Origin of the sequence: Cyanobium sp. ATX-6F1 (genome assembly GCF_047395825.1) — a bacterium.
Lineage (GTDB): Bacteria > Cyanobacteriota > Cyanobacteriia > PCC-6307 > Cyanobiaceae > ATX-6F1.
In genome coordinates this window covers 825,111-843,269 of record NZ_JBCEBF010000001.1, presented here as the reverse complement: position 1 = coordinate 843,269, position 18,159 = coordinate 825,111, and the positions used below count along the sequence as shown (strand labels likewise).

Genomic DNA, 18,159 nt, shown 5'->3' with positions numbered 1-18,159 from the left:
CTTTGCGTCCGCTCCGCTTTCTGGTCCCCGGCACCACGGGGAAGTTCCGCTGCGGCGGCCTGCAGGTGGAACTGCAGACCGCCCGCCTGGTAGGGGCCCTCACGGGGTCTGAGCTGGTCACCTACCGGCGCCGGGAGCCGGGCAGGCCGTTTCTTCCCGATCTGCTGCGCAACGAACCAAGCCCCGGCCAGGCCCTGTGGGTGGTGAGCTGGGGGTTCGACGTGCCCAAGCTGCTGCGGCGTCTGCGGGGCCGCCCCAGCGCCTACCACGCCCACAGCAGCGGCTATGGCTTCGATCTCCCCCGGGGTGCCGGTGCTGGCGGTGAGCCCCAACACCCTGGGCTATTGGGGCGATCGGGCCCCGCGGAACCCGTTGTTTCTGGTGCCCAATGCGATCGAGCCCCGTTGGGGCGACGACGGCGCCGTGCGCGATCCTGCCCGGGTCGCCCGGCGGCCGATCGACGTGCTGGTGCAGGCGCGTAAGAGCAGCGCCTATGTGCTCAGGCAGCTGGTGCCCGCGCTACGGGCCCGGGGGCTACGGGTGGAGGTGCAGAGCGGCTGGGTGGAGGATCTGGTGGATCTGTTCCGTTCCGCCAGGGTCTACCTCTACGACTCCGCCGACTACTGGCGCGGCCGGGGGGTGAGCGAGGGCTTCGGACTGCCGCCCTTGGAGGCCATGGCCAGCGGCTGCGTGGTGTTCAGCAGCCTCAACCATGCCCTCGCCGACGGCCTCGACCCCGGCCGTCTGGGGCACCAGATCGGCGCAGGCACCCTCAGCGCCGATCTGGAGCGGATCGCGGCGGCGGTGGCCGACCCGGCCGCCTTCCTGGCCGATCCGGTGCGCTTGGCCGAGCGGCTGCATCAGTGCTCCGAGGGGGCGCTGCAGCTGCGCTGGCGCGAAGCTCTGGTGGCCATCGACGCCCACTGGGACCGGCTGCTGGCGGGCGATGCGCCGCTCATGTCCCCCAGTCGGCTAGAGGTGCGCCTGGCTCAGCTGCGAAGTCGTCTCAGGCGTCTGGGCGGAACGAGGCTTTGATCGAGAAGCCTGCTCGCCTGCGGGTGCTGGTGCTCACAGGCGGGCTGATTCACCTGGTGAACCAATTGGCCGTGGTGTTCGACCTGCCCGAGACCCAGGCCGCTGGCGCTGAGGTGCGCCTGTTGTTCACCGGTGTGATCACCGGAGATGCGCAGCGGCTGCAGGCCCAGCACCAGGCGATCGAGAACTGGCTGGCGTTGCTGCGGCGTGAGGATCCCGTTCGCTTCGGCGCGGTGGAACTGATCGCTCGCGCTGAAGACCTTCGGCCTGGCGGCTGGGATCTGGTCTGCCTCAACAACCTGTGGCAGGAAGGACAACGCGAACCGGTGCAACGGCTCGGGATTACTACCGTGGTGGTGTGTGGCGATGGCTTGGGGGTCTACTACCGCACGGGCCGTGAACTGCGGGCCATCGTTCCAAGTCTGTTGGGATGTCCGATCGCCTTCGGCGATCGCCAGGTGCATTACGTGCTCGACGGACGCCAACCGTGTTGGCATCGACCTCCTGAGCTCGCCAGGCCTGTACCTGTGGCCATGCGCCGGACGTTGTTCCTTGCCCTGGCAGCGAGCCAGCGGCAGCAGTGCCAGGTCTTCGTTCAGAGCTGCCTGGAGCGGACGCCACCCGATCGGCCGATCTGGCTCTGCTCCGTTCCCAACCTGGCTCACCAGTTCCCCTTGAACCAGATCTCCGTCTCGGTGCTCGAGCGCTGGCTGCGCCAGCTGGGCCGTTGTCATGGCTTCGATCGCCACAGGGATGCTCTGCTGCTCATCGACCATCCCAAGGCCCCAGCCCCGGGGAGTTTCGGGCGTGATCTTCCCGGCGGCGTCAGCGGACAGATCCGCAGTGCCGTGCCCCTGGAGGTGCTGGTGCGGGCCCTTGAGGCCGCGGCTCCCGAGCGATTGATCGTGGTGGCCGGCCTGAGCTCGGCCCTCTACGGCGTGCGCTGCCTCACCGGTGCAGCCGTGGTGTGGCTGTCACTGGCGCCGCTCTGGTCCGGCAATCGCCTCTACAGGCGCAGGCCTCTGGAGTTTCTCCACAGGGCGCTGAGGGTGAGGCGGATGGCGCTGCTCACGGCGCAATTGAGGAGCTATCAGTAGCGCACCTGCCAGGGCCAGCGGTCGGGGATGCAAAGGAAGGAGTCGTTTGCCCCGCAGGCCAGCGTTTCGGTGTTGAGGATGCGTTCGAACAACCAGTAGTGAAGGGTGAACAGCAGGGCGGGCAGCAGGAAGGCGTAGGCCTGGTAGCGGTGGATCCAGGCCAAATAGGTGATCAATAGAAAGAACCCCACACCGTCGGCAAACCGGAAGGTGAGTTGGGGGAACCACTCCCATTCGACCGAGGCCTGAATCAGCAGAAACAGCAGTGAGAACAGAGCCAGCTGCCGGCTCAGGGAACAGCTCAACAACTGCATGGCTCCCAGGCGCCGTCGCCAGCAGGTGAGGGCGACGCCCAGAGCCAAGGTCCACTGCAAGCGCTGAACGTACCGCGTGACGGAGTAGTGGTTGAAGAAGGAAACGGCGGCATAGGCAGCCATTTTCTCCAAGGCGCGCGGAGCTACAACTACAACCAGGGTTACCAGGACGCCCAGGGCCAGCAGCAACCGCCAGCGGTTGATGGGCGATCCGGTCGCCCGATCGCGCATCAGCAGGGGGACAGGCTGAGCAGCAGGTTGATGGGGAAAGTGGTGTGAACCAGGGCAGACCAGATCACCCCTACCGCGATCACTGGACGACGGGGATCAACCAGGCGCCCTGCCCAGAGCATCAGGGGCAGCAGCAGCAGCAGGGCCAGGGCCTGCCTGGTGTGGGCGTTCTGCAGAAATCCTCGCAGCATGGGGCTGCAGCAGATCAGAAGACTCCACCAGCCCCCCAGGCCAGGGCTCTCCAGCGCCAGGCCAGCAGGATCGGTGCGGCGGCATAGCCGGCTGCCACCAGACCGTGCACCGCCGCCATGCGGTACGGAGAGGCCACGATCAGCGGGCCGACCAACACCCAGAACGGTTCGCCTTTCGTGCCACCACCCGGGTAGATCGCGAAGAAGTGGTTCAGCTTGGTGATGTCGCTGGTCCCCCAGGTGGCGAGGGCGAAGAACAGGGCCACCAGGCTCAGCAGGACCCCTGCGCCGATCCACCAGCCGCGCCGGCGCCCATTGACCGCGGCCCATGACATCCAGGTCGCCGCTGCCAGCTGGCACCCGAAGAGGCTTGCCATCAGCAGGGGAGCTGCTGTGACCTGATCGATGCGATAAGGGCTAGCGCTGGGAAACATATGAGATTCAGCTCAGAGCAGCTGCGGGTAGGCCCGCATGATGTATTGATTTTGCCATAGAAAGAACAACCACAAGAGGCCAGACATGTAGAGATAGCAGTGTGTTTTTCGGAGGTGACGGCGTAGAAATGCAAATAGTTGAGTGGCTAAAAAAGCCAACCCCAATACGTAGGAAGGTACCCAGAGAATCGCCACCAGATCGGGGTGCTCCGCCGCCGACTGGTTCAGTAAAATTGTCCACGTCAGGGGTAGGAAGAGCAGCAGCTCGAGGCAGGGACGAGTTGGGAAGAAGTTTCGAGCACCCATAACCATTGCCATGGACACGATGGCTAGGGTCCAAATCATCAAGTGGTGAATCGAGATCCAGATTGGCAGGTTATTAATCACGTTTCCCGACTGTCTCCAGAGAAAGGTGAAGGCATCCAGTGGTGTCAGATAGTTCAGAGGCCCTTGACCGGCCCTCTCCCACCAGCTGGAAAGCCCCATCCGCGGTAGAAGATCGCTGCCTCTGAATTGCAATCCGAGCAGGCGAGCAGCAAGCGCCACCCGTACGAAGTGGCTCATGGAAAGCAGGAAAACCAATCCGATCACAGGCCAGGAGAAAAAGGCCGAACCTGCGAATCTTGCCCCAGAGGTACGACGGGCCAAGGCTATGAATCGAATGATTAGAAGAGAGGTAAGCATCACTAGGCCAAATCTCGCGCAAGCAAGGCTGGCCAAAAGAACGAACAGCATGGAAAGCCATCGGATCAGCCGTCCGTTAAAGAGACAAGTTAGGGCAATCGCCACGGTGAGGAAGACGATTGAGTAAGATCCATCAAAGCTGTTCCATGCCAAACTCCAGATTGGCTCACTGGTGAACGTGATTGAGAACGCCGCCGTAGCGCCTACGAACGGGGCTCCCCTCAACTTGGCCCAGGAATGATTCGTTGACAGCGCCTTAATTGAGCCCCAGGCGATCACAGCCAAGGCCAACGAAAGTACGAACGCAACGAGGACAGGAATTAAGCCGGTAACTACCCAAAATGCATCTTTTCCAGCATGTGAGGTGGCCCAGAAATGAGGTAAAACATAATAGGGAGAATGTGATTTGTAGAGATTGAGAGGGAGGGTTCCATCGTATTCCTCCTGAAAATAGAGGAAGCCACCGAGCTTCCAGTAGCCATGATCAATCCAGGCAAGAGAAGAATTCAGTAGGCGTAGATTGCAATCACTTTCAAGCTTTGAAAACAGCCCATACTTAATGATAAAAAGATAGAGCGTGAGCAGCGCAGTCGCAACTGCGCTGCTGGCTAATAAAAGCTCTTCGCGGCAGCCGATGAATCGTATCTTTGAAGATGCCACTTTCAAGGGAGCATCAGCAACGGCGGGGTCCATCTCCATGCTATTAATGGCGAATGATGTACGTGTGAGCATAATGATGTGAAGCAATTAATCACAATTTTAACATACTAGATCACATAAAAATGAAGAGGCTTCGTCGCTAGTGACAAAGGTAATTATTTTGGTCGTATCTTTAAGGCGTATTGGTTGTTGAGTTCTTGCGGTGTAACTCTTGCTAGCTTGTCCCCTATTTCTGGGAATTTCTGAAGATTTATAAGCACTCACGACCAATCCATTAGCTCATTGCGGCTGCAGAGTAGCATGAATACGCCATCATTTCTGATCTTGCAGAAGGCAGTAAGATTTGAGGCAAGCACTGGGGTGTCGTGGTTATCTGGACCAAGGCCATCGCTAACCTCTGAGGCGGTGTACTGCCCCAATCCGGAGTTTGCCAACCATGACCAAGCGCAGAACCCACAGTCCCGAGTTCAAGGCCTGTTTGGCCATAGTGGCCATTTCCGATAGCAAGACCCTTCAAGAGATCGAGGCTCGCCATGCCCTCCGCCTAGTCTAGGTGAGCCAATGGAAAAGCAACTGCTTGAGGGTTCCGGCGATCTGTTCTGTAAAGGCAGAAGGAATAAGGAGAATGGAGATCTACTGAACAGAGATGCTGAGCTGCTTCAAGGAATCGGGAAACTCAAGATGGAGCTGGAATGATTTAAACAATGTGGAAGTTCTTCGACCGCCCATTAACTGCGTAGATTGCTTGATCTGATTCATCCTCAGCTCACGATCTGGCGTCAATGTGAGTTGCTGGGACTGGCGAAATCCACCCTTTACTAAGAGCTGGTTTCGGTTAGGCCCGAGGACCCCGGAATTATGGCCAGAATCGATGCCGGGTTCCTGGCAGACGCTGCTTCCGGCAGCCGATTCATGGTCGACTACCAGGCCGCAGATGGGATCTAGGTTGGGCGTGACCAGGTACGGCACCTCATGCGGTATGTGGGGTTACGGGCTCGGTACCCCAATTCCATGACCACAATTCCTGGCGATACGTCAGAACGTTTCCCGTGTCTTCTGGATCTGGAAAAGTTCAAGGCCTCGAATCAGGTCTGGGTAGCTGATATCACTTACATCCCCCTGCGGAAGGGGCTTCCTCTACCTGGTGGCCATCGTTAATCTGTACTCAAGGCACATTCTCACCGGGGAGCTTTCCAACAGCTTTGAAACGGAGTTTTGACTGTAGGTTCTGGAGATGGGCCTGGGAACTAGCCACAAGTCCAGTATCTCCCACTCCAATCAAGGTTGTCAATTAACTTCAACCGACGTACTGGGGCGGCTGCATTAAGTATAAAAATAGGATTAAATTGTCAGGCCGAAAGCATTGCCAATGCTTTGCAGAAGCATGTGGCCATGACAACATTATGGTGGAATGTCTGTGGCAATCGGTTAAATAGTAGAAGGAGTACATCAGAGCCTGTAAGGATGGCTGGAATGCGGAAGTCAGCCTGGCCCACGTATCCGTAAGATACTGCTATGTATGACCTTATTGCTCACTGGAAGCCAGAATTCTCTACGTGATTTATGTCAAAATAGCGCCTATCTCTCAGCGTTAAAAAATCACTGAGTCTGTATTGTTCCAGTAGAGGCCAACCACCACCCCTCACGGAAGGGCCACTAAAGTCCACGAGCATCTTTGTTTAGATACTCAGTCTGGACAAAATCATCAATGTATTTCCAAATATATTCTCGTCCATGAATAGATCTTGGATATTGCCTGAGATGGAATCCAAAATATTTATTTTTCCACGAAAATTCCTCAGGTGAAGGGAATTCAAAATTTTCTTCAAAAAGACTCTTACAGGATGAATAGCGTAAATAGTGGAAACGCAGAAATCTTGGCATCAAAGTGTCTATCATAGCTCTAAGCGTATAGAGGAGTGTCGATCTATTCAGGGATTGACTTTGGTGCCACAAAGGATCAAGAATCTCTAGGCTGATATTAGGTTGTTGGGCGTACTTTAAGAAAATACGTGACCCTGTATCCAAAGAAGCACCTATTGAGAATCAATTGTTAGTTTTGATTAAATCTTGCTTGACGATTTGAGATGTAAGTTTATCAATTCCCTTGCATAGCTTTAAAAAACCTGCAAATTGCTTCCAAAGAGCCCAGTCTGGAAGAAATTGACGATCAGTAAGCTTGCCATCTTCGTATTTTGGAGCAAAGTCCAAACTCTCTACCTTGGCAATATCAGTATCAATGAATAGACAGTGTGGGCACGGAAAGTCTCGATACTTTTTTATGTATTTTGGATGCCATGGAGCGCCAAAAAAAGCGAGACCGTGCTTATTCATGTGTAAAAGAACATGCAGTATTGCGTCATTCATTAAGATAAAGAAATCTGGATCTAATACGAGCATGTACCTTGTGTGAACATGCTCTAGGCAACTATTTAACCCAAAGCCATGATGGTAGCTATCCATGCCATATATATTTTTAGGTCTCGCCACGCATGGTAATTCGGTAAAATAAGTGTCAAGAAGTGGGCGACTGGACCTCTCCTCATCATAACGCGTATTATTGACAACCAGCCAAGTAATATCCACGCTAGAATTTAACTGTAATAGCAAGCGTTTATTGAGACCTAAAATAGCCTCTGTTTTATAATTTACTGTGCATATAGTTAAGCTGTAAGGTCTACTCGCCTTGCTCTTTTCTCTCATTGTCTTGTGCATTTTTTATTTTCGAAAGTTTGATGCTAGGCGAGATTGATTTTTTGGGCTATAATCGTCAATATAATCTGTTGTGGCATTGACCTAAGGTTAAGGTTGGACAGCCATGATCCGCGCAGAATATATTCGTGATGTAGCATCCCTAATCTATAGCATTGAATCCTTTATCTCTTACAGTAAAAGCTGGTTGTTGACGCAAAAACTTTACAAATAGTACCAAAATATAACTAAAGGGGTGAAAGTTGCCGAGCACCTTACCATTTTAATTGGTGAAGGTTAGCGATTGGAAAAAGCGACCATTCTAACTGCGGTAGCTTTCAGGAAAGTTGTCACTCCTTGCCGGCCACTCAGGCGGCCTGAGTCAAGGATAACGCCAGCATCGATTTTGGCTCTTCTGGCGGCTTGTTGATCCACACTTCTTCGGGTTGGCGCCAACAGCGGATGCTTCGGCTCCAGCGTGTTGGATTGGATCGGCGGGCCCTTTCGTAGACATCGGCTCGCTGCTGGCAAATGGCCATGGCGGCGCCACTGTGGCGCTGGTGGGGCGTGACGAATTTGATGCCGCTGTGGCGGTGCCGGTGGTTGTACCAGTCGGCAAATGCCGCTACCCACTCGCACGCCTCCGCTTTGCTGGCAAAAGGCCGATTGGGGTAGTCGGGCCGGTATTTGAGCGTTCGAAACAGGGATTCTGAGTAGGGGTTGTCGTTTGAGACCCTTGGCCTGGAAAAGGATCTGAGCACGCCCATCTCCTCCAGCCGTGATTCCAGCGTCGCCCCACGCATGGCGTTGCCGTTATCGGCATGGAGGATCAGCGGCGGCTGCTGGCACTGGTGGCTGCCAAAGCCGCTGGGGCGGCGGTAGCGCTCCTTGAGGCAGGCCCGCTGCACCAGATCAGCGGCGATTTCAGCCGATTCCACCTCAGCCACATCCCAGGCCACCACCTTGCGGCTCCAGACGTCGACCACCAGATAGAGGTACAGCCACACACCCCGCACCGTGGTGGGCAGATAGGTGATGTCCCACGACCACACCGCATTGGCTCGATCCGCCATCAGGCGCGGCATAGAGCGCGGTTCCTGGGGCAGCCGGGCACGCCCGCGGCGGTGGCACTGGCCAGCTTGGTGCAACACCCGATAGAAGCTGCTCTCTGAGCCAATGAACAGCCCCTGATCGGCCAGGGATGGCACGATCTGCCCCGGTGGCAGCGAGGCGTACTCGCGCTGGTTGCAGGTGTGCAGGATCCGCTGGCGCTCTTCTTCGCTGAGGCGGTGGGCCACATGCCGGCTGCTGCCCTTGCGGCCATCCACACCGCCCCCATCACCACCAAAAGCCTTACGCCAGCGTTTGAGGGTGCGCAGGCAGATACCGATCTCACGGCAGGCGCTCACCAGTCTGGCGCCAGTGGCATTCGCCTCGCCGATCAGCATGATCGCCTTCTGCCGGTGGGCGGCGCTGGTCAAGCGTCCGCGTCCTCCGAGAAGAAGGCTTCCCACTTTTTTCGCAGCACCAGCAATGCCGCCATCTCTGCCATGGCTGTTCGGCCTTTTCCTTGCGCTGCAGCTCCTTTTTGAGGGCTTTGATCTCCCGCTGATCCTGCGCACGGAGCTTCTCGAGCTCCTTCTGCTCGGCCATCGTCAGCACCGGCTTGGCGTTGGCATCTTGGGCTGACTGCCGCCAGCGGCTCACCTGCTCTGGGAACAGGCCCCGCTCGCGGCAGTAGGCGCTGAGCTCAGTGGCGTTGAGGCCTGCCGTCTCCAGCACCACCGTGAACTTGTCGGCAGCGCTCCAGCCCTCTGGTTCCTTCTCGGATGCTGGCACCACCTCTCCCTGCAACCGCCAGGTCTTTCTCCATTTGTAGAGGGTGATCACGTGGATGCCGAGCTCTTCTGAAATCCGGGCCACGCTCTGCCTGTGCGGCGGGCTCATCCGCCTCCTCACATCAGCCCTGACGGCTTCGCTGTATCCGCGCATTGGTCATGTCCTCAAGCCCCCAGGTGTATCGATTTGAGGGGTGACATCTTTCCTGAAACCGGGGGCTGTGAGGCTGTACTGGCTATGTTTAAACAACTGCTAGATGCATTTCATCTGTTGGTTTTCAAAGTTCAATTGTTAAGTGCTTTGGCTAATGATCCCTGAGTAGATCTTTTGTGTATACGAAACTACTCGCGCAAGACGGGATGGCTTCACTCTCTTGTTTCAAGAATCAAGATCATTGACAGCCTACATTTCAGCAAGTCATCAGACTTTTAAGAAATAATTTATGCAGAATTTGTTTGCATCTTAAAATACACTCGACACAGTCTTCTGCATTGTCATTGCTATCTTCTTAGCTTGGTTAAGTCTTTGGTTGAGTTGGGACTTTGCCCGTGAACGTAGACCAATCTTTGGTTTCTCGCAGATTTTCATGTCTATTAGAATTAGTTGTCGTTGCTCATCAAGTTCAGTATCCTGAAGCTTAGAGGAAACACCATGATAACTTGTAGGCAGATCTTGGATGGCATGCCGGAACCGTGTGTTCGGGATAAATAAGAATGAACAGAAATCTGGATAGATGGTCGTGACATGTTTAAAGTTTGCATAACATTCAGGCTTTACTGTTGTTATCACATCGAGACTGGCTTGTTGAAACTCTTTTCTGCCGGTAAAGTTATTTTCCCTTTCTTGGAGGCCATGCTCAGTAGACGGAGGCATACAAGAGTGATGACTCAGGCGATAGAGGCTTGTTCCACGCTTGCCGTGCCAAAGATAAATGATAAGAGCGCAAATTGTTTTAGGACAATCTGCGTGTGGACTTAAGTAATAACTTGACTCATCAACACACTTTCTAGCGTTTGTTGTAACATTGGCTTCATCTAAGTTGCATCCCAATGCGTTTTGCGAATTTTCAAGCATAAAGGCTTTCAACTCAGAGTTATCCTCTAGAAAAGTTAACAGCTTATTTGTTGCCTCTTTGTACTCGCTTCCTGAATTCTGCCTGCGTTTCCCTAGGCCGTATGCACAAAGCTCCCCACTAGATTGATCAATCGTGTTCCCGTCTAGCATGAAGTGGGCAGGTATGGAAATCCTGCCGACCATGTGACCATATGGGTAGTCGTACCATTCAGCTGATTCGATAAGTGAACCAGTATCGTCGAAGTTTGTCACGACTCAGGCTAGAACAAATGAGCTGAGAAGAATTTTATCACAGTGCATGAGGTGCGTGTTCGCTGTGGCCATAAAGAAGGGGCGTCCTAAATACTCTTCGTGAGCCAACCTTCAGCATTATCTACATCTACGCCGAGGGCTCTCTAGGTTCTCTCAGGTAGATCCGACTCATCAGGCGGTCGTGAAAGAAGCTCGAATTGTGATTGCTAGGGCATGCCGCCAAATGATTCAACACTCATTGGTAAATGTGTGAGTTTGTCTATGCCCGGAATGCGGATAAGCAGGGTTAAGCACTAAAATCTGATTTTATAGATGCCTTGCCCGCGCAATAGCGGGAGCAGCTCCTCAGGGCTTTGGGTACGACCAAAGCCCCAGAATGGATCAAGCAGGCTATACACGGCTCCTCTGGATTTGCTGGATGTCCCATCCGTAAGCAGCTCTCGAAGCGTGTTGCTCAGCCGTTGGCGCTCCTGCCATTCGAGAACCTCCTCCTCCGCCTTGTCGCCGGTGAGTGCGGTGACATCCTGATCGACCTCCACATCGACCCAGTGCAGCCGCTTGCCGAGGGCCACCCCGTAGCCCATGTGGGTTCCGAAGGCGTTGCTGGCCAGCCCATCGCTCAGCTCCAGCAGGGTGCGCAGCGCATCAAGGAACCAGGGGTTGGAGCGATGGCCGTTGCAGGCCACGATCCACTGCGGCGGCAACCCTTGCAACTCGGGATCCTTCCAATGGCGCAGCCAGATCACCGAGCGGTAGCCGCTGGCCTCGGCCCTGGTGCGCACCGCTTCGACGCAGCGCCCATGGTCCATGCGGCGCTCGACCTGATCCCAGCTGTGGGCCAGCACCACCAGGAGGGTGGGGCCGAGCTCATGCCGCAGACGGGCGATGGCGTCGCTGCTGAGCACGGGTCGTGCGTAGGCGATCCAGGGGCCGATGGCCATGGCCGGCAGGCCAAACCGCTCCGTCAGCCAGCGGGCCCGCAGGGGGCCCATGCAGAGGTAGCCCTTCGTCCATGGCTTGGGACTCTCGAATGTGGAGCCCTGGGCCACCTTGAGTCCGTGCTCCAGCAGAAAGGGCATCGGAGGGCCGATCAGGGGCAAGCCGGCCTGACGTTTGAGTTGTATGTCGTGGCCGTAGTGGTGGGAAGAGTTCTCCAGCTCCCGGCGCGCTGGGCTGAAGAAGTTCTTGCGTCCGGTTGACGACTGAAAGGCGCCCTGGTTCCAGAGGTCGGCGCTGACCTGTGGGGCGAAGGGGCGAGCGCTGTAGGCCTGGTGCACCAAGCCCCTGTAGGCGGCCAGGGCCATCCACTGGTCGCGGTCCAAACGGGCCACAGCTCCCAGGGGACCGAGCCGTCCAGCTCGCAACCAGTCACGCAACCGCAGGCGCAGGGCCTGGCCCATCGCTCGCGCCGGCTCAATCATTGCGCTCACGCCAGCCCTTCCCTGCCAGGGGAGTCCAGAGGCCGCGGGCCTGCAGGATCGCCTCGGCCAGCCCCCGCACGGCGCCATCCCCGCCCCGGCGGCTGAGAACCCAGTCGGCCTGGCGGCGCAGGGGAGCCACCGCATCGGCAGGAGCGATCAGGAGCCCCACCACGGGCCGTACCGCCAGATCGTTGAGATCGTCGCCGACGTAGGCCGTTTGCTCCGGGTTAACCCCGAGCTCCCTTTGCAGCGCGCCCAGGGCAGCGACTTTGTCCTTCACGCCGGTTACACAGTGGTGGATTCCGAGGTAGCGGGCCCGCTGTTTGGTGGCTCCGCTCTTGCCACCGCTCAGCAGGGCCACCTCCAGACCGGCTTGTTGCAGCAGCCGAATGCCCAGACCATCTCTGACATCGAAGCGCTTGATCACCTCACCGGATTCCGTGGTCCACAGCCCACCATCGGTGAGCACCCCATCCACATCCAGCACTAGCAACTTCAGCGTCCGCAAGCGCGGGTTGCAGCGCCATCGGCCCAGCAGGGACACACCACTGGGCCAAGCCCGCCAGGCGCTCACAGCACGGAGACGGCTTCACCCTGGCTGAGCAGGGGAGCCCTGATCGCCATCAGCTGCTCCAGCAGTGGCTCCAGGCGATGGAGGGGAACCATGTTCGGACCATCGCTGAGCGCCTTGTCGGGGTCGGGGTGCACCTCCAGGAAGAGCCCATCGACCCCCACGGCAACGGCCGCCCGCGCCAGGGGCGCCACGAATTCCCGCTGGCCGCCGCTGCTGCTGCCGCGTCCACCGGGCTGCTGCACCGAGTGGGTGGCATCGAAGATCACAGGACAGCCCAGGGCCTTCAGCTGCGGCAGGCTGCGGTAATCCACCACCAGGGTGTTGTAGCCGAAGCTGGAACCCCGCTCGGTGAGCCAGAGGTTCTCCACGCCAGCCTCCCGCAGCTTGGTCACCACCTGGGCCATGTCCCAGGGGGCGAGGAACTGGCCTTTTTTCACGTTGATCACTTTGCCTGTGCCCTCCACCGCCTTGGCCGCGGCCAGGAGCAGGTCGGTCTGGCGGCAGAGGAAGGCAGGAATCTGGAGAACGTCGACCACGGCGGCCACCGGCGCGGCCTGCTGGCTCTCATGGATGTCGGTCAGCACTGGCAGGCCGAAGCGGCGCTTCCACCTCCGCCAACACCTCAAGACCCTCTTCCACCCCCGGTCCGCGGAAGGTGCCGCCGGAGCTGCGGTTGGCCTTGTCGAAGCTGGCCTTGAACACGTAGGTGATGCCCAATCGATCGGTGATCGCCTTCACCCGTTCCGCCACCGAGAGCACCAGTTCGGGGCTTTCGATCACACAGGGGCCGGCGATCAGGGTGAAGCTCATGGGATCAGCTGACGAGTTTGCGTTCGAGCGAGGCCAGATCCCGGAACGTGTCCGATCGGTTCTGCAGCTCCTCGAACGTACCGGAGGCCTTGATCCTGCCGGCCTCGAATTCATAGATGCGATCGCAGCGCATCACCGTGCTGAGGCGGTGAGCGATCACCACCGTGGTGCAGCGACGCCCCACCATTTCCAGGGCTTCGATCACGTCGTTCTCGGTGCGGTTGTCGAGCGCGCTCGTGGCTTCGTCGAGGAGCAGGAAGCGGGCGCGTCGATAGAAGGCACGGGCCAGGGCCAAGCGTTGACGCTGACCTCCGGAGAGCTGGAGACCGTTTTCACCGACAGGGGTATGCAGTCCGTAGGGCATCTCGCTGACGAATTCCGCCAGCTGGGCGGCATCAAGGGCATCCCAGACCTCATCGAAGCCGATGGCGACTTCAGGCAAACCGAAGGCCACATTTTCCAGAACGCTCGCATCCAGCAGGTTGATGAATTGGGGCACCTGGGCGCAGCTCGCCTGCCAGGCCGGGACATCCAGATCGTTGACGGGGATGCCGTCCAGTTCCAGGCGGCCCTGCTGGGGGTGAGCAGACCGAGCAACAGGTGGGCGGTGGTGGTCTTGCCGCTGCCGGTCGACCCCACCAGCGCAATGCGGGAGCCCACCGGAATCGAGAGCGTGACCCCTTTCAGCACAGGATCCTGGCTCCCTGGGTAGCTGTACCAGATGTCGTTGAGGCGGATGGTGCGGTTAGGGAAGATGCCCTCGGGCGTAGGGACGCCGGGGGTCCGCAAGGTGGGTCTGGACTGGGGCAGGTCGAGATACTCGAGGGTCTTCTCGATCACAGGCAGCCCTGCTCGCAACTGGGTGAGGGCGGAGAAGAAATCCTGCAGGGGTGGGGTGAGCCTCAGGGCGACCACGGCCATCGTGGCGAGGAAGGGAACGATGTGAACGATCTGGCTGCGATCGCCGCTGAGCAGAGCCGGCACGGCCCCGACGGCGAAAATCAGGGTGATGCCGAAGGGCTCGATCAGCATCCGTGGCATGACCGGCAGCAACTCTGAGGCCCAGGAGAGCTGCTTGGCCTTCTCACCGGTGGAGACGAAGGCATCGCGGAAATAGGGCTCCGAACCGGTCAGCCGGATGTCGCGGATCGATCCCAGGGACTCGGCGAGGATGTGGGCCGATCGGGTTTCCAGCCTCAGTTTCTGTTTGGAGGCGTGACGCAGGTAGGGGGTGATCAGGAGCGAGAGGATCAGGTAGGCGGCCACCAGGCAACTGATCAGAACCACCGCCAGCCAGCGCCCCACCACCAACACGCCCAGGGATAGCAGCAGGATCGAAAACACACTCCCCACCATCCGCAGCAGCGGATTGACAACGGAATTGGAGGTTTTCTTGATATGGCTCAGCAGCAGGGTGGAGAGCTTGGAGGTGCTCCTGCTGAGGTGGAACTCATAGCCCTGGGCCAGCACCCTGGAGTGGATCAGATTGCAGAGATCGATCCAGATTCGAGCCGTCAGTCGTTGCTGGCAGAACTGAAGTCCGAGCTTGCTGAGGGAGCCCACCCAGGACAGAGCGATCAGCAGCACGATCAACCAGAGGCTCTGGTCGATCGCATTGCCGCCAAACACCTTCACGCCCGGGACGGTGTCCTTGAGATCACTGCCGACGAGGGACCCCATCAAACGGGCGACCATCGCCACGGTGGCCAGGTCGATCAGGCCAGGGACGATCGAGAGCGGCACCAGCACCAGCAGCGCCCGGAACCGTTCCGCTGGAAGGTAGGCGAGCAAGCGGCGCAGCTGCTTCACCGTCCTGCTGCTGAACTTGATGGGCGGGCGGGGCATCAATCGGAGCGAAGATCCCAGCGGAGCAGGGTCAATCTTGTTTAAACGGTATGTGACCCGTTCCGCCGCAGCTGAGTTCCTTGGCCAGCCCTGCAAGCGCACCTACTCCATTGGAAGCGGGCCATACACTCGCGCCACTGCTGGGGTAGGGCTGGAATGTCGGCACTGACGCGCTGTCTTGAGGAGGAGGCGGCCGCGATTGCGGCGGCGGCCGAGCGCCTGGACAGCGCCCAGGTGGATGCGGCGCTGATGCTGCTCGATCGCTGCGCCGACCAACGTTCCAAGTTGGTGATCACCGGCGTGGGCAAGAGCGGCATCGTGGCCCGCAAGATCGCCGCCACCTTCTCCTCGATCGGGCTGATGGCCCTCTATCTCAACCCCTTGGACGCGTTGCATGGTGATCTCGGGGTGGTGGCACCCGAGGACGTGGCCCTGTTGCTCTCCAACAGTGGTGAGACCCAGGAGCTGATCGAGATCGTGCCCCATCTGCGCCGGCGCGGCACCGCCCGGATCGCCTTGGTGGGCCGGATCGACTCCAGCCTGGCGCGGGGCTGTGACGTGGTGCTCGACGGTTCGGTGGATCGGGAGGTCTGTCCGCTGAATCTGGCCCCCACCGCCAGCACCGCCGTGGCCATGGCAGTCGGCGATGCCCTGGCGGCGGTCTGGATGGAGCGGCGGGGCATCTCGCCGGCGGATTTCGCCCTCAACCACCCGGCCGGCGCCCTTGGCAAGCAGCTCACCTTGACGGTTGCCGACCTGATGGTGCCCGCCGAGCGCCTTCATCCCCTCGATGAGGCGGACAGCCTCCAGGCGGTGATCTCCCAGCTCACCAGCGATGGGGTGGGGGCCTGCTGGGTGCGCAAGCCCGGAGTGGGGGAACGGCTGTCGGGGCTGATCACGGATGGGGATCTGCGGCGGGCCCTGGAGCACCACCCCCATGGCCTGGGCCCAGCTGTGCGCCGCCGAGCTGATGACGGCCGATCCGATCACCGTGGGCCCCGAACTGCTGGCGGTGGAAGCGCTCGAGCGGATGGAGCGCAACCGACGCAAACCCATCGGGGTGCTTCCCGTGCTGGCGGACCAGGGGCCGATGCTGGGCCTGTTGCGCCTGCATGACCTGGTCCAGGCGGGGCTTGGTCCTTCCGGCCGTTGAGCGTTCAGGCCCCGCGCGCGAGCACGCGGGCCTGCTCCAGCTGTTCCTCGGTGTCGACCGAGAGGAAGTCCCCGTCCACGGGAAAGGTCCCCAAGGTGATGCCGGCTTCGATCAGCCTCAACTGCTCGAGTTTCTCGGTGTGCTCCAGCGGCGAGTGGGGCAACTGGCCCCAGCGGGCCAGCACGTCGCCCCGGTAGCCGTAGAGGCCCACATGGCCCCAGTAGGGGGCGTGATCGTGCCAGCGGTCGGGCTCCTCACCGCGCACGTGGGGCAGGGCCGAGCGCGAGAAGTAGAGGGCACGGCCGTCGGCTGCCAGCAGCGTTTTCACCACATTGGGGTTGTGCACCTTCTCGGGCCCCATCCGGTAGACTGGGGTGAGCACCTCCGGTGTGGGATGGCGCTGCTCGAATTCCTCGGCCATGGCGTCGATCACATCCGGGTCGATGAACGGCTGATCCCCCTGCACATTGATGATCACCGTCTGAGTTGGGTCACTCCCACCTGCGAGCGCCACCAGCTGGTCCACCACCGAGGCGAGGCGATCGCTGCCGGAGCTGCAGGCCGGGCTGGTCATCAGAACCTGGAAGCCCCAGTCCCCTGCGGCCTGCCGGAGCCGGTCGCTGTCGGTGCAGAGCACCACGGCTGCCGGGCGACGGGCGGCGCGGCAGCACTCCAGCACCCGTTGCAGCATCGGCCGACCGCCGATGTCGGCCATCACCTTGTTCGGCAGCCTGGAGGATTCGAGCCGGGCCGGCACCGCCACCACGCATTGCATCGGGCTGTTCAGCCAGTTCGGGCCGGAGCCTATCGCCAGAGGGCCGTCCGTTCACGGGCCCGACGCACCAGGACCGCAACCTCCTCCAGGTCTGCCGGCGGGCGGGCCCCCGATTCCATGGCGCGGTAGAGGTCGGCGACCCGCCAGGCCTCCGTGGCGGGTTCGCCGCCAAAGCGGGGGATCAGGTGCAGATGCAGGTGGCGGGCCCCTCGCCGAAGGCGATCGCATAGACCCGATCACAACCCGTGAGCTCGCGCACCAGGGCGCAGCCGCGCTGCAGCACCGGCCCGAAGCCAGCGGCCTCCTCGGGGTTGAAGTCGATCGGACCGCCCAGGTGGCGTCGCGCATCGAGCATCAGCCACCCTGGCAGCGGGGCGGGTAGGGGGTGGTGCCGCAACAACCACAACGGCTCACGGTGAATCTCGAAGTGGCTGATCGCGTCCTGGTCGTTGTGCAGTCGGCAGACTCCGCACGTCGCCTGATCGGGCTGCGAAGCTGCCCTAAGCGGTGAATCGATCATCGACAGCCCTCCTCCTGGCTCCTCACCCGTGCTGCTCAGCGTGGCCTACCGCAGCCAGGCGGCGCTGGAGGCGCTGGCGGCCGACCTGGCTCATCAGAGCCTGCCGCCGGCGCTCTGGCTGGTGGTCGACAACGCCCCGGAGTCGGCGCCGCTCCAGGCGGACGAACTCCAGGTGGGCGATGTCTTCAGGCTGGACGTGCTGCGCGCCAAGGAAGGGGAGGGCTTTGGCGCCGGCTGCAACCGAGGCTTTGACCACCTGGCGAAGCTGGGCTGGCGCGGTTGGGTGTGGTTGCTCAATCCCGACACCGCCCTGCCGCGGGGGGATGAGTTGGCGACACTCGCCTCCGCCCTGGCGACCCTGCCGGCGCAGGCCGTGGCCGGCACCGCCGTGCGTGAGGCCAATGGAGCCCTCGAGCCCAGCGGCGGCTGGATGGATCCGGGGCTGGATTTCAGGCGCCGCAAGCTCACGGAATCCAGCCTCATCGAGGCGCTTGCTTCGGGGGAAGTGCCCGGTATCTGAGTGTTGATTGGCTCAGCGGCTGCAGCCTGGCCCTCCGCC

General features: G+C 59.7%; 15 protein-coding genes and 4 pseudogenes. 4 read left to right on the top strand and 15 right to left on the bottom strand.

The features are described from left to right. Positions 1–2 precede the first annotated feature (2 nt). Both AAF143_RS05160 and AAF143_RS05155 read left to right on the top strand, forming a co-directional pair. Positions 3–1,035: pseudogene (locus AAF143_RS05160) on the top strand (glycosyltransferase). Next, the gene (locus AAF143_RS05155; protein ID WP_255008577.1) at positions 1,032–2,132 is read left to right on the top strand and encodes a hypothetical protein; all 1,101 of its coding nucleotides are present in this window, start codon (positions 1,032–1,034) and stop codon (positions 2,130–2,132) included. The pseudogene AAF143_RS05160 and the gene AAF143_RS05155 overlap by 4 nt, the downstream one beginning before the upstream one ends. Here AAF143_RS05155 and AAF143_RS05150 read toward each other — a convergent pair. The 13 genes and pseudogenes from AAF143_RS05150 to AAF143_RS05090 form a co-directional block, all read right to left on the bottom strand. Then, a complete protein-coding gene (locus tag AAF143_RS05150) occupies positions 2,126–2,677 on the bottom strand; it encodes a hypothetical protein (protein WP_414026608.1) in 552 nt (183 codons plus the stop codon). The two genes, AAF143_RS05155 and AAF143_RS05150, sit on opposite strands and share 7 nt — an antisense overlap. Further along, positions 2,677–2,868 (bottom strand): hypothetical protein, encoded by a 192-nt coding sequence (locus tag AAF143_RS05145; protein WP_414026607.1) that lies wholly within the window; start codon positions 2,866–2,868, stop codon positions 2,677–2,679. Before AAF143_RS05145 ends, AAF143_RS05150 begins: the two co-directional genes overlap by 1 nt. Before the next feature lie 14 nt (positions 2,869–2,882). Further along, a complete protein-coding gene (locus AAF143_RS05140; RefSeq protein WP_414026606.1) occupies positions 2,883–3,245 on the bottom strand; it encodes a hypothetical protein in 363 nt (120 codons plus the stop codon). A 69-nt stretch (positions 3,246–3,314) separates the two neighbouring features. Continuing rightward, positions 3,315–4,679: a hypothetical protein gene (locus AAF143_RS05135; RefSeq protein WP_414026605.1), complete on the bottom strand. Its 1,365-nt coding sequence runs from the start codon at positions 4,677–4,679 to the stop codon at positions 3,315–3,317. A gap of 2,013 nt (positions 4,680–6,692) precedes the next feature. Further along, positions 6,693–7,361 carry a hypothetical protein gene (locus tag AAF143_RS05130; RefSeq protein ID WP_255008571.1) on the bottom strand — a complete coding sequence of 223 codons (669 nt, stop codon included), beginning with the start codon at positions 7,359–7,361 and terminating at the stop codon, positions 6,693–6,695. A gap of 344 nt (positions 7,362–7,705) precedes the next feature. Beyond that, the gene (locus AAF143_RS05125) at positions 7,706–8,785 is read right to left on the bottom strand and encodes an IS3 family transposase (protein ID WP_414026604.1); all 1,080 of its coding nucleotides are present in this window, start codon (positions 8,783–8,785) and stop codon (positions 7,706–7,708) included. Beyond that, positions 8,730–9,260, bottom strand: a complete 531-nt coding sequence (locus AAF143_RS05120) for a hypothetical protein (RefSeq protein ID WP_414026603.1) — start codon at positions 9,258–9,260, stop codon at positions 8,730–8,732. Before AAF143_RS05120 ends, AAF143_RS05125 begins: the two co-directional genes overlap by 56 nt. A 378-nt stretch (positions 9,261–9,638) precedes the next feature. After that, positions 9,639–10,502 carry a hypothetical protein gene (locus tag AAF143_RS05115; RefSeq protein WP_255008565.1) on the bottom strand — a complete coding sequence of 288 codons (864 nt, stop codon included), beginning with the start codon at positions 10,500–10,502 and terminating at the stop codon, positions 9,639–9,641. A 293-nt stretch (positions 10,503–10,795) separates the two neighbouring features. Beyond that, positions 10,796–11,923: a hypothetical protein gene (locus AAF143_RS05110; protein WP_255008740.1), complete on the bottom strand. Its 1,128-nt coding sequence runs from the start codon at positions 11,921–11,923 to the stop codon at positions 10,796–10,798. After that, positions 11,916–12,416, bottom strand: coding sequence for a KdsC family phosphatase (locus tag AAF143_RS05105; RefSeq protein WP_414026602.1), 501 nt, complete (start codon positions 12,414–12,416; stop codon positions 11,916–11,918). The genes AAF143_RS05110 and AAF143_RS05105 overlap by 8 nt, the downstream gene beginning before the upstream one ends. Positions 12,417–12,493: 77 nt before the next feature. Beyond that, positions 12,494–13,307, bottom strand: a pseudogene (gene kdsA, locus AAF143_RS05100) (3-deoxy-8-phosphooctulonate synthase). A 4-nt stretch (positions 13,308–13,311) separates the two neighbouring features. After that, the gene (locus AAF143_RS05095) at positions 13,312–13,512 is read right to left on the bottom strand and encodes a hypothetical protein (RefSeq protein ID WP_414026927.1); all 201 of its coding nucleotides are present in this window, start codon (positions 13,510–13,512) and stop codon (positions 13,312–13,314) included. Between the two features lie 87 nt (positions 13,513–13,599). Beyond that, positions 13,600–15,002: pseudogene (locus AAF143_RS05090) on the bottom strand (ATP-binding cassette domain-containing protein); the annotation flags it as partial. Positions 15,003–15,308: 306 nt separating this feature from the next. Here AAF143_RS05090 and AAF143_RS05085 point away from each other — a divergent pair. Continuing rightward, positions 15,309–16,305: pseudogene (locus tag AAF143_RS05085) on the top strand (KpsF/GutQ family sugar-phosphate isomerase). 4 nt (positions 16,306–16,309) lie between these two features. Here AAF143_RS05085 and kdsB read toward each other — a convergent pair. Beyond that, positions 16,310–17,080, bottom strand: coding sequence for a 3-deoxy-manno-octulosonate cytidylyltransferase (kdsB, locus tag AAF143_RS05080; RefSeq protein WP_255008556.1), 771 nt, complete (start codon positions 17,078–17,080; stop codon positions 16,310–16,312). A 181-nt stretch (positions 17,081–17,261) separates the two neighbouring features. Further along, the gene (locus AAF143_RS05075; RefSeq protein ID WP_414026601.1) at positions 17,262–17,600 is read right to left on the bottom strand and encodes a hypothetical protein; all 339 of its coding nucleotides are present in this window, start codon (positions 17,598–17,600) and stop codon (positions 17,262–17,264) included. A gap of 28 nt (positions 17,601–17,628) precedes the next feature. Between AAF143_RS05075 and AAF143_RS05070 the strand changes: the two genes are divergently transcribed. Then, complete coding sequence (locus AAF143_RS05070) at positions 17,629–18,120, top strand: glycosyltransferase family 2 protein (RefSeq protein ID WP_414026600.1); 492 nt, start codon at positions 17,629–17,631, stop codon at positions 18,118–18,120. The last annotated feature ends 39 nt before the right edge of the window (positions 18,121–18,159 follow it).

Coding starts and splice junctions, on each gene's coding strand:
- AAF143_RS05135 (WP_414026605.1), bottom strand. CDS start 4,679: ATGGACCCCGCCGTTGCTGATGCTCCCTTGAAAGTGGCATCTTCAAAG.
- AAF143_RS05125 (WP_414026604.1), bottom strand. CDS start 8,785: ATGCTGATCGGCGAGGCGAATGCCACTGGCGCCAGACTGGTGAGCGCC.
- AAF143_RS05130 (WP_255008571.1), bottom strand. CDS start 7,361: ATGCACAAGACAATGAGAGAAAAGAGCAAGGCGAGTAGACCTTACAGC.
- AAF143_RS05075 (WP_414026601.1), bottom strand. CDS start 17,600: ATGATCGATTCACCGCTTAGGGCAGCTTCGCAGCCCGATCAGGCGACG.
- AAF143_RS05110 (WP_255008740.1), bottom strand. CDS start 11,923: ATGATTGAGCCGGCGCGAGCGATGGGCCAGGCCCTGCGCCTGCGGTTG.
- AAF143_RS05145 (WP_414026607.1), bottom strand. CDS start 2,868: ATGCTGCGAGGATTTCTGCAGAACGCCCACACCAGGCAGGCCCTGGCC.
- AAF143_RS05150 (WP_414026608.1), bottom strand. CDS start 2,677: ATGCGCGATCGGGCGACCGGATCGCCCATCAACCGCTGGCGGTTGCTG.
- AAF143_RS05140 (WP_414026606.1), bottom strand. CDS start 3,245: ATGGCAAGCCTCTTCGGGTGCCAGCTGGCAGCGGCGACCTGGATGTCA.
- kdsB (WP_255008556.1), bottom strand. CDS start 17,080: ATGCAATGCGTGGTGGCGGTGCCGGCCCGGCTCGAATCCTCCAGGCTG.